At 68.6% G+C, this 12,659-nt stretch carries 12 protein-coding genes; 5 read left to right on the top strand and 7 right to left on the bottom strand.

Annotated elements, in window-relative coordinates; translation table 11 throughout:
• The first annotated feature begins 86 nt into the window (after positions 1-86).
• Both ASF87_RS04875 and ASF87_RS04870 read left to right on the top strand, forming a co-directional pair.
• Complete coding sequence (locus tag ASF87_RS04875; RefSeq protein WP_056374610.1) at positions 87-1,313, top strand: glycosyltransferase; 1,227 nt, start codon at positions 87-89, stop codon at positions 1,311-1,313.
• Positions 1,310-2,530, top strand: coding sequence for a glycosyltransferase (locus tag ASF87_RS04870; protein ID WP_327037335.1), 1,221 nt, complete (start codon positions 1,310-1,312; stop codon positions 2,528-2,530). The genes ASF87_RS04875 and ASF87_RS04870 overlap by 4 nt, the downstream gene beginning before the upstream one ends.
• 9 nt (positions 2,531-2,539) lie before the next feature.
• On the opposite strand, the gene ASF87_RS17880 is transcribed toward ASF87_RS04870, so the two are convergent.
• Genes ASF87_RS17880 through ASF87_RS17810 form a run of 3 tightly spaced genes read right to left on the bottom strand, consistent with a single transcriptional unit; the run spans position 2,540 to position 3,898 of the window.
• A complete protein-coding gene (locus ASF87_RS17880; RefSeq protein ID WP_082508760.1) occupies positions 2,540-3,154 on the bottom strand; it encodes a hypothetical protein in 615 nt (204 codons plus the stop codon).
• A 15-nt stretch (positions 3,155-3,169) separates the two neighbouring features.
• Positions 3,170-3,682, bottom strand: a complete 513-nt coding sequence (locus ASF87_RS17660; protein ID WP_157550004.1) for a hypothetical protein — start codon at positions 3,680-3,682, stop codon at positions 3,170-3,172.
• Positions 3,683-3,736: 54 nt separating this feature from the next.
• Positions 3,737-3,898, bottom strand: coding sequence for a hypothetical protein (locus ASF87_RS17810; protein ID WP_164481678.1), 162 nt, complete (start codon positions 3,896-3,898; stop codon positions 3,737-3,739).
• Positions 3,899-3,988: 90 nt separating this feature from the next.
• Between ASF87_RS17810 and ASF87_RS04855 the strand changes: the two genes are divergently transcribed.
• Entirely contained in the window at positions 3,989-4,963 is a 975-nt protein-coding gene (locus ASF87_RS04855) for a GlxA family transcriptional regulator (RefSeq protein ID WP_200933738.1), read from the top strand.
• A 110-nt stretch (positions 4,964-5,073) separates the two neighbouring features.
• On the opposite strand, the gene ASF87_RS04850 is transcribed toward ASF87_RS04855, so the two are convergent.
• Complete coding sequence (locus tag ASF87_RS04850) at positions 5,074-5,775, bottom strand: NRDE family protein (RefSeq protein ID WP_082508759.1); 702 nt, start codon at positions 5,773-5,775, stop codon at positions 5,074-5,076.
• 70 nt (positions 5,776-5,845) lie between these two features.
• On the opposite strand from ASF87_RS04850, the gene coaBC reads away from it, so the two are divergent.
• Both coaBC and ASF87_RS04840 read left to right on the top strand, forming a co-directional pair.
• Positions 5,846-7,060 (top strand): bifunctional phosphopantothenoylcysteine decarboxylase/phosphopantothenate--cysteine ligase CoaBC, encoded by a 1,215-nt coding sequence (coaBC, locus tag ASF87_RS04845; protein WP_056376335.1) that lies wholly within the window; start codon positions 5,846-5,848, stop codon positions 7,058-7,060.
• A gap of 78 nt (positions 7,061-7,138) precedes the next feature.
• Positions 7,139-9,361: an ATP-dependent Clp protease ATP-binding subunit gene (locus ASF87_RS04840; RefSeq protein ID WP_082508758.1), complete on the top strand. Its 2,223-nt coding sequence runs from the start codon at positions 7,139-7,141 to the stop codon at positions 9,359-9,361.
• A 65-nt stretch (positions 9,362-9,426) separates the two neighbouring features.
• Here ASF87_RS04840 and ASF87_RS04835 read toward each other — a convergent pair whose 3' ends face one another.
• The 3 genes from ASF87_RS04835 to ASF87_RS04825 all read right to left on the bottom strand — a co-directional run bounded on the left by ASF87_RS04835 (position 9,427) and on the right by ASF87_RS04825 (position 12,643).
• Positions 9,427-10,932, bottom strand: a complete 1,506-nt coding sequence (locus ASF87_RS04835; protein ID WP_056374602.1) for an APC family permease — start codon at positions 10,930-10,932, stop codon at positions 9,427-9,429.
• Between the two features lie 86 nt (positions 10,933-11,018).
• Positions 11,019-11,606 carry a nitroreductase family protein gene (locus ASF87_RS04830; RefSeq protein WP_056374600.1) on the bottom strand — a complete coding sequence of 196 codons (588 nt, stop codon included), beginning with the start codon at positions 11,604-11,606 and terminating at the stop codon, positions 11,019-11,021.
• A gap of 128 nt (positions 11,607-11,734) precedes the next feature.
• Complete coding sequence (locus tag ASF87_RS04825) at positions 11,735-12,643, bottom strand: LysR substrate-binding domain-containing protein (protein WP_056374599.1); 909 nt, start codon at positions 12,641-12,643, stop codon at positions 11,735-11,737.
• Positions 12,644-12,659 lie beyond the last annotated feature (16 nt).

The following is a 12,659-nucleotide window of genomic DNA, read 5'->3' as shown; positions in this document are numbered from 1 at the left end:
GGTATGCCTCGGCGGTCCGATCAGGCCCCTCAGGTAGAGTGGCCAGCGCCCGATCGGGCTCTTTGACCGCCGTACCGTAAGGCAGAATGTCCTCCTCTACCTCCGATCCGACGAGTGCTCCCGACGTCGCCCCCGACTCCGGGCAGCGTCCGCTTCGCATCCTGATCGGATGCGACACCTTCGCGCCCGACATCAACGGCGCCGCCCGCTTCGCCGAGCGTCTCGCGGCCGGACTCGTGCAGCGCGGTCATGACGTGCACGTCGTCGCACCGAACCAGGCCTACCGCCGAGCTGCGCCGCGCACCGAGGTGATCGAGGGCGAGCCTATGACCCTGCACCGGCTGCCGTCGGTGCGCTGGGCACCCCACGACTGGCTGCGCTTCGTCTGGCCGTGGCGCGTGAAGCACTATGCCCGGAAGATCTTCGACAGCGTGCAGCCCGACGTCGTGCACATCCAGTCGCACATCGTGATCGGCCGCGGCCTCTCTCGCATCGCGCACGAACGCGGCATCCCGGTGATCGCGACGAACCATGTGATGGCCGAGAACATCCTCGACCACACCACCATGCCGAAGTTCGTCGATGACCTCGTCCTGCGCTGGGCGTGGGGAGACGCGAAGCGCACGTTCGCTCTGACGCGCGCGATCACGACACCGACGCGTCGCGCCGCCGACTTCCTCGAGCGCACCGTAGCGGTCACTGGCGTCATCCCGGTCAGCTGCGGCATCGACCGCACGCAGTACACCCCGGTGATCGCTCCTCGCGACAAGAACCGCATCATCTTCGTCGGACGCCTGACCGCCGAGAAGCAGGTCGAGGTCATCCTCGAGGCGATGACGAAGCTCGACCCGGCGCTCGAGGCGACGTTCGACATCGTCGGCGGCGGCGACCAGCGCAAGCAGCTCGAGAACCTGGCAACTCAGCTGGGCATCGCCGACCGCGTCACCTTCCACGGCCGCACGACGGATGAGCAGCTGCGTGCACTGCTGTCGCGCGCGTCGGTGTTCACCATCGCCTCGATCGCCGAGCTGCAGTCGATCGCGACCATGGAGGCGATGGCCTCGGCGCTGCCGATCGTCGCAGCGGATGCCGTCGCCCTGCCGCACCTCGTGCACGACGGTGAGAACGGCTACCTGTTCGAGCCGGGCAACGCGGATGCCCTCGCCGCGCGATTGACCGACGTGCTCACCGCATCGCCAGGCGAGTACGCGCGGTTGCAGCAGGCATCGCTCGACGGCGTCGCGATCCACGACATCAACCGCACACTCGACACGTTCGAGGCGCTGTACCGCGACGAGCCGCTTCCCGAGTGACGACGCCCGTCATGCACATCGTCTTCTTCGGCGATCAGCACCTGGACTCCCTCGGCGGAGCTCAGGTGTCGATGCGGCTGCAGCGGGAGTTCCTCGAGCGCGCCGGCCACACGGTGACCGTCGTCGCACCGAAGATGCACGGGGCTCGCGCCTCACGCGTCGCCGACTCGTCGAACGTCGATCTGCCGTCCGTGCCGATCACCACCGACCGCGAGTACTCGATGAGCTGGCCCGGCCGCGCCACCGACCGTGCGCTCGACCGCGCGATTACGCACCGCCCTCCGGTCGATCTGGTGCATGTCCAGGCCGACTTCTGGGGCGCTTTCATCGGCCACCGGTATGCGGCTCGTCACGGCATCCCCGTCGTCCACACCATGCACAACCGCGTCGATGTCGGGATCGCCGCCGTCACGCCGCTGCACGGCCCGGTGCTTCGAGCACTCAACCTCTGGCGCCGCCGCGCGCTGCGAGGCGCCGCGGAGCAGATGCGCGGGAACGACGGCTGGGCCTTCCTGCGTGGCATCGCGAGCGGCTCGTCGGCCGTGACCGCACCCTCGACGCATTTCGCACGCCGCCTCGAAGAGCACGGGGTCTTCAGCCCCGTCGACGTGGTGTGGAACGGCATCGACGACGACGTGCGCGAGGCGACGCTCGCCGCCGCTCCGACCGAACGCACCCCCGGGCGTCCCCGCTTCGTCTGGCTCGGGCGCATGAGCCCCGAGAAGCGCCTGCTGCCGTTCCTCGAGGCCTTCGTCGCGTCGGGAATCGACGCCGACCTCGAGATCATCGGGGGCGGCGCTCAGCGCGCCGCCGCCGAGAAGATCGTCTCGGGCCTGTCGAACGTGCACTTTGCCGGCAAGCTCAGCTACGCAGACACTCTCGCTCGCATCGCCGCCGCCGACGCACTCGTGCAGACGTCGATCGGCTTCGAGACGCAGGGCATGACGCCGTTCGAGGCGGCCACCCTCGGCACGCCGTCGGTGATCAGCGACCCCGACATCGCGGCAGAGCTCGGCGGCGGACTCTGGGCCGTGCCCGGAGCCGCCGGCACCGAGGATCAGCGACGAGCGGGTCTCGTCGAGACGCTGCACCGCGCGGCATCCGACATCGCCGCCGGCATCGCACCGCAGCCGATGCGCGAAGTCTCGGAGTCGTTCCGGCAGTCGTCGCGCACCGCGGCGATGATCGAGATCTACGAGCGCGTGCTCGCGCGCTGATCCTCGGAGTCAGAACCCGAAGTAGTAGAACACGTTCGACACCCACGCGACGAGCGTGCCGACGACCGTGCTGCCTCCCACGCCGATGGCGATCGCCGGGAGCAGATGAGGCGCCGGGCGTCGAAGCGCGATGATTCCGAGCACCAGGGCGACACCTGCGCCTGCCATCACGACCAGGTTCACGACGTTCGACAGCAGGTCGACGACGCCGAAGCCGACGCTCGCATACATGAACGGGGTGACGAGCTGCCAGAGCAGCCCGATCGCCACGGCGCTCACGGCGATCACCAATGCCGTGCGACCGAGACCTCCGGAACGGCGGGCGGTCGCCGGGCCCGGAGCGTAGGGCGCCGCCGCGACTCCATCGGGCTGGCCCGGTCGGGCATACGGCTGACCGGGGTGCGTGTAGGGCTGGCCGGGTTGTGCGTACGGCTGGGCGGGTTGTGCGTACGGCTGGGCGTACGGCTGGCCGGGGTGCGTGTAGGGCTGGCCGGGGTGCGTGTAGGGCTGGCCGGGTTGGGCGTAGGGCTGGCCGGGTTGGGCGTAGGGCTGGCCGGGCTGCTGCGGCGGATACGGGATCTGTCCGTCGTTCTGCGGCCGGTCTGGATTCTGCTGCTCGGTCATCGATTCTCCGGACGATCAGAAGGAAAACGCGTAGAAGAGGTTCGACACCCACGAGATGACGATCCCGACGAGCTGCGAGGCGGTGACACCGATCGCGATGCCCGCGAGGATCTGCGACCCTGGTCGCCGCACCGACATCAGGCCGAGGATGAGCCCCACGACGGCGATGATCAGCACGAGCCCGTTGCCGACCGCTCCGAACGCGCCGATGGCTGATGGATCGCCCATCATCCGGTACATCAGCGGATACGACAGCGTGACGAGGAGCCCGATCCCCAGCGAGACCACGGCGAGGAGGAAGGCGAGACGACCGAGTCCTGAGCTGCCAGAGGAAGCCGCACGCTGTGGCTCAGGATAGGGCTGCGCCGGGTATGGATGCCCCGCGTACGCCTGCCCACCGTATGGCTGGCCGGAGTGCGACTGCGGCGGCTGCGACGACTGCGGCGGCTGTGCCGGATAGTGCGAGCCCGCGTACTGCGGGGGAGTTCCGTGTGGCTGCGCAGGAGGCTGCTGCTGAGGCTCGCTCATGTTCACGAGCGTAGCCGCGTGCGTCGTCCCATGGGGGAGATCGCGCGCCGCGGGTCAGCGATAGACGTGCCCGGCCTCCGCGCGGTCGAGGGCATCCCTTTCGACGACACGTGTCCAGTCGGTGGGAACGCGTCGGTGCCCGTCGCGGCGGAGTTCGATGACCGTGGCGACGAGGGCCCACACGGCGAGGGTGATGAGTGCGATGATAAGGATCATGGCAGAAACGCTACGATCACTGTTGACCTGCCACGAGTGGCAGAATAGACTCTGCTCGTAGGAAAACTGCCAAACCGGGAGAGCGCCATGATGAAGACCGTCGCCTGCATCGTCCAAGACGGATTCGCACCGTTCGAGTTCGGTCTCGCCTGCGAGGCGTTCGGCCTCGACCGATCGAACGACGGCGTGCCGAACTTCGACTTCCGGGTCATCGCGCCGCGCCCCGGCGTCGTCACTTCGAAGCTGGGCTTCTCGATCAACGTCGAGCACGACCTGTCCTTCGCGTACGAGGCCGACCTCGTCGTCTTCTGTCCCGTGCCCCGCGAGTACTGGGGCCAGATCGATCCGCTCCTTCTCGATGCCGCGAGAGACGCGGTCGCACGCGGCGCCTGGGTGCTGAGCATCTGCAGCGGATCGTTCATCCTCGGTGCCGCCGGCGTGCTCGACGGGCGTCGCGCGACCACGCACTGGATGTACTCCGAGGTGATGGCCGAGATGTATCCCGCGATCGACATCGACCCCGACGTGCTGTTCGTGCAGGACGACCGGATCATCACGAGCGCCGGCACGGCGGCCGGCATCGACGCGTGCCTGCATCTGCTGCGCATCGAGCTCGGCGCCGAGCTCACCAACCGCATCGCGCGCCGCATGGTCGTTCCGCCGCAGCGCGACGGCGGTCAGGCGCAGTTCATCGACCGACCGATCCCCGTCGCCCAGAACGACTCGCTCGCTGCCGTCGCCGATTGGGCGGTCGAGCACCTGCGCGACGACCTGGGCGTCGATCAGCTCGCGGCTCGCGCTCTCATGTCTCCGCGCACCTTCGCTCGTCGATTCAAGGCGGAATACGGCGCGACTCCCGCGGCCTGGCTCGCGCGACAGCGCGTGCTGCACGCCCAGCGGATGCTCGAGCGCAGCGATCTGTCACTCGAGCAGATCGCCGACGAATGCGGCTTCGGGTCGGCGGCCGTGCTGCGGCAGAACTTCTCACGGGTGCTGGGCACCACTCCCACGGCCTATCGCGCGCGCTTCTCGTGCGCGGACGATGCGGAGTCGTCTGCGGCCTGACCGCTCGATCGCCTGCCGCGCGGTGACGAGCGCGCAACGAGCGCTGCGACGAGCGCTGCGACGAGCGCTGCGACGAGCCCCCGTGAAGAGCGCTGCGACGCGCGCTGCGCTCAGTGGTCCCAGTGTCCGGGGCTCGGGAGGGCGCGATAGTCCACGTCGACGCCCTCGGGGGTGACCGACGCGGTGCAGTACAGCAGCGACTGCGTCGGATAGCCATGCGGACGGTTGTCGCGGATGATCGCCCGATCATCCTCTGGGTCGAGCCGAGCGGATGAGGCGAGCAGCGAGGTCCACGCGCCTGACCAGTCGAGACTGTCGCCCGTCGCGCCCAGAGCGCGGAACTCGGGCAGCCAGGCGGCGATGCGCGGAGTGTCGAGATCGTCGAGGTCATCGTGCGCGATCATGTGGATGCCGTCGGCGAGCGATGTCTCGCGCAGCTCGACGCCGTCCCAGCTCAGCACGCGCGCCCCCTCGGGCCGCACCTCGAGCAGGTTGAAGCCGTGCATGGGCAGCGGCGCGATCGGGGAGTGACCCATGACCGACTCCAGGGCGAGGGAGCCGCGTGACAGGGCGACGTCAGCCGCGAGGTCTACGACGTCGGCGCGGTTGAGCAGCACAGCGAGTCGCCGCTCGGCGGCGTTCACGGCGAGCCAGGCGCCGCCCGCCCGCCGGTCGCGGATGCCCGAGACGCCGGGGTAGGCGTCGGGCCACCATTCGCCGAGGGCGTCCCACTCGCGCTGCGGGTCTTCGTCTCGCACCGCGAGCAGCCGCGCGGTCTCGGGGCCGGCCACATCGATCACCACGGTGCACACGCGTTTCAGTCTAGAAGCGGGTCGAGCAGTCTCGGGCCCGCGGCCACGGATGCTGGGGCAGAATCGAACCGTGAACATCGTCGTCGGGGTTACGGGTGGCATCGCCGCATACAAGACAGTGCACCTGGTGCGTCTGCTGACCAAGGCGGGGCACGATGTGACCGTCGTTCCGACCGAGGACGCGCTGCGATTCGTCGGCACCCCCACCTGGGAGGCGCTCAGTCGGCATCCGGTCACGACAAGCGTGCACGACGACGTCGCCCGGGTGCGGCACGTCGCGCTGGGCCAGGGCGCCGATCTCGTGATCGTCGCCCCTGCGACCGCCAACTCGATCGCGAAGATCACCGCGGGCATCGCCGACGACCTGCTCGGCACCACACTGCTCGCCACCGAGGCGCCGGTGCTGCTCGCGCCGGCGATGCACGCCGAGATGTGGCGCAACGCCGCCACGCAGGCGAACATCGCGACGCTGAGGTCCCGCCGGGTGCACCTCGTCGGCCCGGCCGACGGAGAGCTCGCCGGCGGTGACAGCGGACCCGGCCGCATGGCGGAGCCCGAGCAGATCTTCGAGGCGGCGATCGCGCTGCTCGCGCCGCGCGATCTCGAAGGGCTTCGGGTCGTCGTCTCGGCGGGTGGCACCAGAGAGCCGATCGACCCCGTGCGCTTCCTGGGCAATCGGTCGAGTGGCCGGCAGGGCATCGCGCTCGCCGCGGATGCCGCAGCGCGCGGTGCAGACGTCACGGTGGTCGCGGCGAACATCTCGGCCGATGTGCTCGCCGACGCGCGGCATCCGTCCATCGGAGTCGTCCCCGTCGGCACCGCGGCGGAGCTCGCCGACGCGATGAAGGAGGCGGCGCAGGCGGCCGACATCGTGATCATGGCCGCAGCCGTCGCCGACTATCGCCCCGCGACGGTGTCCGAGCACAAGCTCACCAAGGAGCACGGCGTGCTGACGCGCCTCGATCTGGTCGAGAACGAAGACGTGGTCGCCGCGCTCGCCGCATCGCGCGCCGACGGCCGAGCACCGCAGGGCCAGACGATCGTCGCCTTCGCCGCCGAGACCTCGGAGGATCCGGTTGAGCGCCGGGAACGTGCTCGCCGCAAGCGGGAGCGCAAGGGCGTCGACCTGCTCGCCGTCAACCTGGCGAATGCCGATCACGGTTTCGAGAAGAGGGACAACGCCGTCGAGGTCGTAGGAGGGGGTGGCGCCGTCGTGTCATCCGCGTCAGGCTCTAAGCACGCGGTCGCACGAGCGATCCTGGATGCCGTGCGCAGTATGCGCTAAACTTGAGTCAAGTCCACTCAACTTTGCGGACCATGACAACAAGACAGCGACCAGAAGGAGTCTCCTCAGGAGGAACATATGCCCACCCCACAGAGCACGCAGAACGACGACCAGCAGTCCGCCCTCGAGCAGTTCGGGATCAACCTCACTGACCGCGCCCGCCAGGGAAAGCTCGACCCGGTGATCGGGCGCGACAGCGAGATCCGGCGCGTCAGCCAGGTGCTCACGCGCCGTACCAAGAACAACCCGGTGCTGATCGGCGAGCCAGGCGTAGGCAAGACCGCCGTCGTCGAGGGCCTCGCCCAGCGCATCGTCGCGGGCGACGTCGCAGAGTCCCTCAAGGACAAGGAGCTGGTGTCGCTCGACATCTCGGCCCTCGTCGCGGGTGCGATGTACCGCGGGCAGTTCGAGGAGCGGCTGAAGAGCGTGCTCAAGGAGATCACCGAATCCGACGGGCAGATCATCACCTTCATCGACGAGCTGCACGTGCTGATGGGCGCCGGCGGTGGTGAAGGCTCGGTGGCCGCGTCGAACATGCTCAAGCCCATGCTCGCCAGGGGTGAGCTGCGACTGATCGGCGCGACGACCCTCAACGAGTACCGCGAGTTCATCGAGAAGGATGCCGCTCTCGAGCGGCGCTTCCAGCAGGTCTACGTCGGCGAGCCCACGGTCGAAGACACCATCGCGATCCTGCGAGGGCTCAAGGGGCGCTACGAGGCGCACCACGGGGTGACGATCGCCGACAGCGCGCTGGTCGCCGCCGCTGCACTGTCGAACCGGTACCTGCCCGCGCGGCAGCTCCCCGACAAGGCGATCGACCTGATCGACGAGTCGATGTCGCGTCTCAAGATGGAGATCGATTCGTCTCCCGTCGAGATCGACCAGCTCAAGCGCCAGGTCGACCGCATGAAGCTCGAAGAGCTCGCTCTCAAGCGCGAGAAGGATGCGGCCTCGAAAGAGCGACTCGCGGCTCTCCGCGAGCAGCTCGTGGGCATGGAGGCGCAGCTGGCCGAGCTCGAAGCCCGCTGGGCGCGCGAGCGCCAGGGGCTGAACCGCGTCGGCGAACTCAAGAAGCAGCTCGACGACGCGATCACGCAGCGCGACCTCGCCATGCGCGAGGCCGACTACACGCGTGCCTCGAAGCTCGAATACGAGACGATCAAGCGCCTCGAGCGCGACATCGCCGAAGCCGAGCAGGCCGAGGCCACGGTCTCGACAGAGGGGCGCATGGTCAACGAGCAGGTCACCGACGAGGACATCGCCGCCGTGATCGCCGCGTGGACCGGCATCCCCGTCGGTCGACTGCTGCAGGGTGAGAGCGAGCGGCTGCTGCACCTCGAATCCGAGCTCGGCAAGCGCCTCATCGGGCAGAAGGATGCCGTCAAGGCGGTGTCCGATGCGGTCCGCCGTTCGCGGGCGGGCATCAGTGACCCCGGTCGGCCGACCGGATCGTTCCTGTTCCTCGGGCCGACCGGCGTCGGAAAGACCGAGCTGGCCAAGGCTCTGGCCGACTTCCTGTTCGACGACGAGCGCGCCATGGTGCGCATCGACATGTCGGAGTACGGCGAGAAGCACTCGGTCTCGCGGCTCGTCGGCGCCCCTCCGGGATACGTCGGCTACGAGCAGGGCGGGCAGCTCACCGAGGCCGTGCGGCGGCGTCCGTACAGCGTCGTGCTGCTCGACGAGGTCGAGAAGGCGCACCCCGAGGTGTTCGACGTGCTGCTGCAGGTTCTCGACGACGGTCGTCTGACCGACGGGCAGGGGCGAACGGTCGATTTCACGAACGTGATCCTGATCCTGACCTCGAACCTCGGTTCACCGATCCTCATCGACCCGACGCTGTCGCCCGATGAGAAGCGCGAGCAGGTGATGGCTCTCGTGCACCAGGCGTTCCGGCCCGAGTTCCTCAACCGTCTCGACGACATCGTGATGTTCTCGGCGCTCAGCCAAGACGACCTGGCCCAGATCGTCGAGCTGTCGATCGATCAGCTGCACGACCGGCTGCACGACCGGCGACTCACGCTGGCGGTCACTCCCGATGCTCGGGCGTGGCTCGCCGAGCGCGGATACGACCCGATGTTCGGTGCTCGCCCGCTGCGCCGTCTCATCCAGACCGAGGTGCAGAACAAGCTGGCCACGGCGCTGCTCTCCGGCGGCGTGCACGACGGCGACCTGGTGAGGGTCGATGTCGCGGTCGACGGCGCGGGCCTCGTGCTCACATCGACCTCGCCCGAGCCCGAACCCGACCTGGGGTCCGGTGAAGACGACGACGTGATCGAGGCCGAGCTGCTCGACGACTGATCCTGGAATCGAAGAGGGGCGGATGCTGCGGCATCCGCCCCTCTTCGTCTGCGTACGCGCGTGCGCTAGATCCGCATTCCGCGGCTTGTGATCGCATCCTTGGCGAGCTCGCGGCCGATCAGCGAGTGGCGCCGCGAGTACGCGAAGTAGATCACGAGGCCGAGGGCGAGCCAGATCGCGAAGCGCAGCCACGTCTCGGTGCTGAGGTTGAGCATGAGCCAGAAGCAGGCGAGCGCCGAGATCCACGGTAGCCACGGCGACAGCGGCACCGTGAACGGACGCTCGAGGTCGGGGCGGCTCTTGCGCAGGATCGGCACGCCGATGCTGACGAGCACGAACGCCGACAGGGTGCCGATGTTGATCATGTCGCCGAGCACCTGCACGTCGGTGAATCCGGCGATGATCGCGATGATCACTCCGACGATCAGCTGGATGCGGATGGGAGTGCCGCGCTTGGCGTCGGTGACGCTCAGCGAGCGGGGGAGCAGGCCGTCGCGGCTCATCGCGAACACGACGCGCGCGAGGCCCATGAGCAGCACCATGACGACGGTGGTGAGCCCGACGAGGCTGCCGATCGCGATCACCTGTGCGGCCCAGGTGGCGCCCACGAGCTCGAACGCGCTCGCGAGCGACGGCTCGTCGAGCTTCGCGAGCTCGGTGTACGACACCATGCCGGTGATGACGATCGCGACCATCACATAGAGCACGGTGACGATGATCAGGCCGAGGATGATGCCGCGGGGCACCGTGCGCTTCGGGTCCTTGGTCTCCTCGGCGCTGGTCGCCACGACGTCGAAGCCGATGAACGCGAAGAACACCAGGGCCGCACCGCTGAGGATGCCGAAGACGCCGTACATCGTCGGGTCGGAGCCGGTCATGAACGAGAAGAGGGACTGCGTCCAGGCGCTCTCAGAGGCGGCGCCCGACTCGGCCGGCGGGACGAAGGGCGTGTAGTTCGCACCGTTGACGAAGAAGAAGCCGACCACGATCACGAACAGCACGATCGCGACCTTGATGACCGTGAACACGCTGTTGACACGGCTCGACAGCTGGGTGCCGAGCGCGAGCAGCACGGTGAAGATCGCCACGATGACGACGGGGCCCCAGTCGAACGAGAGCGGCCCCAGCTGCAGGGTCATCGGGATCTCGAGGTCGAACAGCGAGACCGCGTCGCCGAGATAGACGCCCCAGTACTTCGCGATCACGGCCGAAGCCATCAGCATCTCGAGGATGAGATCCCAGCCGATGATCCAGGCGAGGAACTCGCCCAGGGTCGAGTAGGTGAAGGTGTATGCGGAGCCGGCGACCGGGATGGACGACGCGAACTCGGCGTAGCAGAGGATCGCGAGTCCGCACACGGCCGCGGCGATGATGAACGAGATGATGACCGCGGGTCCGGCGTGGCGGGCAGACGCCTCGGCGCCGACCGAGAAGATGCCGGCGCCGACGGCCACGGCGACGCCCATGACCGCCAGGTCCCAGACGCCAAGGGAGCGCTTCAGCGAGCGTTTCTCGTCGTGCGTCTCGGCCATCGACTGCTCGACCGATTTGATCCTTCGCTGAATCGCCATGCGGACGATTCTAGGTCGCGTGCGGACGCGACGCAGAAGGGCGCCACCCGTATATCGGGTGACGCCCTTCGTGGTGCGAGGGAGCGTCAGGCGCTGAGGATGACCGTCTCGGCGATCGGACGGCGCACGCGCGGGGCGGTCTCTCCCTGCTGGAGGCCCTCCGGGAGGCCCGAGGCATCGCCGAGCTCGCCGACGGCGATCACGGTGATGGCCGAGAAACGCGGCGACAGATCGGCGAACTCCCGAATGACCTCGGGGTCGAAGCCGCTCATCTGGTGCACGAGGAGACCCTCGTGGTGAGCCTGCACCGAGAAGTGCGCCACGGCCTGGCCCAGGTCGTAGACCGCGTGGCTGATGGCCTTGCCCTCTTCGGATTCGGTCTCGGCGATCGCGACGACGAGAGCCGAGGCCTTCGAGGCCCAGAGCTGGTTGAACTCGACCAGGGAGTCGACGACCTGGTCGAACAGAGCGGTGCCGCGCCGAGCGACGATGAAGCGCCACGGCTGCAGGTTGTAGGCGGAGGGCGACCAGCGCGCGGCCTCGAGGGCGGCGTTCAGCTTGGCGTCGTCGATCGAGTTCTCGGCGTCGTACGCGCGCGGGCTCCAGCGCCCGGCGAGGACGTCGAGGACGGGGTGCTCGGTGGGGGCGGTGCGGTCGATCACGGGAGTGCTCACAGAAGTGCCTTTCAGAAGGAATCGATCGGACTCCTTCGTCCGGGTACGAGGATCTCAACAGATGCATGTGAATGCATATTCCCGATGACGTCGTGTGACGCCCGAACGCCGATGACGGCGCAGGCGGCTCAGTCCAGCAGGTTGCGGGATGCGGCGGATGCCAGTGCGCGGCGCACCGCGCGGATCGACGGGGCCGCGGCCGACACCCGGCGAGCCGACGAGAAGATCTCCCGACGCGGCTCGTCGGGCAGGGGTGTGAGCGTCACGGTGGGCGCCTCGCCGGCCCACACGAGCTCGGGCAGCAGGCCGACGGCGAGGCCCGCGCGGATCAGACGCACGTGGGCGGTGAGGTCGGCGACCTCGAATCGCACATCGGGTTCGAAGCCGGCAGTGCGGCACAGCTGCTCGGCCCAGGCTCGCGACGCTGTGCCCGCGGGCTCGAGCACCCATGGCTCGTCTCTCGTCGACCACAGCGCCGCGACCGCATCCGCCGTCTCCGGCGTGCCCGGGCGCCGGGCCAGCGCGATCGAGTCGTGCACGAGCACCATCCGGTCGAGGTCGGCATGGATCGGGCGGGTGCGACCGGGGTACTGCTCGGCGAGGATCAGATCGAAGTCGCGGCTCGAGACGCCGACGAGTCCGGTCTCGGGGTCGCTCTCGGTCACCTCGACGCGGAGCGCGGGATGCTGCTCACGCAGCGCGTTGAGCGCGCCGGGCAGCAGGGAGTGCGCCGTGGACTGGAAGACGGCGATGTGCACCGTTCCGGTCACCTCCGTCAGCGACTCGGCGACAGCGACCTCGGCGTGCTCGAGCTGATCGAGGATGCCGATGGCCTCGGCCACGAGCACGTTGCCCTGCGGGGTGAACTGCACGCCTCGCCCGACGCGGCGGAGCAGCGGGACGCCCACGTCTCGTTCGAGCGCGCTGAGCTGCTGAGACACCGAGGCCTTGCTGTAGGAGAGGGCGTCGGCGACGGCTGAGAGGGTTCCTCGGCGCGACAGTTCGACCAGCATCCGCAGTCGGTTCACGTCAAGCATCCGCTCCCTTTCCGAG

This window comes from Microbacterium sp. Leaf161 (assembly GCF_001423645.1).
In the GTDB taxonomy this organism is placed as follows: Bacteria; Actinomycetota; Actinomycetes; order Actinomycetales; family Microbacteriaceae; genus Microbacterium; species Microbacterium forte.
The sequence above is the reverse complement of the archived record's forward strand: the minus strand, read 5'-3'. Positions and strand labels throughout refer to the sequence as shown.

Excerpts from the sequence above, each read along its gene's own strand:
- ASF87_RS04840 (WP_082508758.1), top strand. The coding sequence starts at position 7,139 with ATGCCCACCCCACAGAGCACGCAGAACGACGACCAGCAGTCCGCCCTC.
- ASF87_RS17880 (WP_082508760.1), bottom strand. The coding sequence starts at position 3,154 with ATGACCGAGCAGCAGAATCCAGACCGGCCGCAGAACGACGGACAGATC.
- ASF87_RS04855 (WP_200933738.1), top strand. The coding sequence starts at position 3,989 with ATGAAGACCGTCGCCTGCATCGTCCAAGACGGATTCGCACCGTTCGAG.
- ASF87_RS17660 (WP_157550004.1), bottom strand. The coding sequence starts at position 3,682 with ATGAGCGAGCCTCAGCAGCAGCCTCCTGCGCAGCCACACGGAACTCCC.
- ASF87_RS17810 (WP_164481678.1), bottom strand. The coding sequence starts at position 3,898 with ATGATCCTTATCATCGCACTCATCACCCTCGCCGTGTGGGCCCTCGTC.
- ASF87_RS04875 (WP_056374610.1), top strand. The coding sequence starts at position 87 with ATGTCCTCCTCTACCTCCGATCCGACGAGTGCTCCCGACGTCGCCCCC.
- ASF87_RS04835 (WP_056374602.1), bottom strand. The coding sequence starts at position 10,932 with ATGGCGATTCAGCGAAGGATCAAATCGGTCGAGCAGTCGATGGCCGAG.
- ASF87_RS04825 (WP_056374599.1), bottom strand. The coding sequence starts at position 12,643 with ATGCTTGACGTGAACCGACTGCGGATGCTGGTCGAACTGTCGCGCCGA.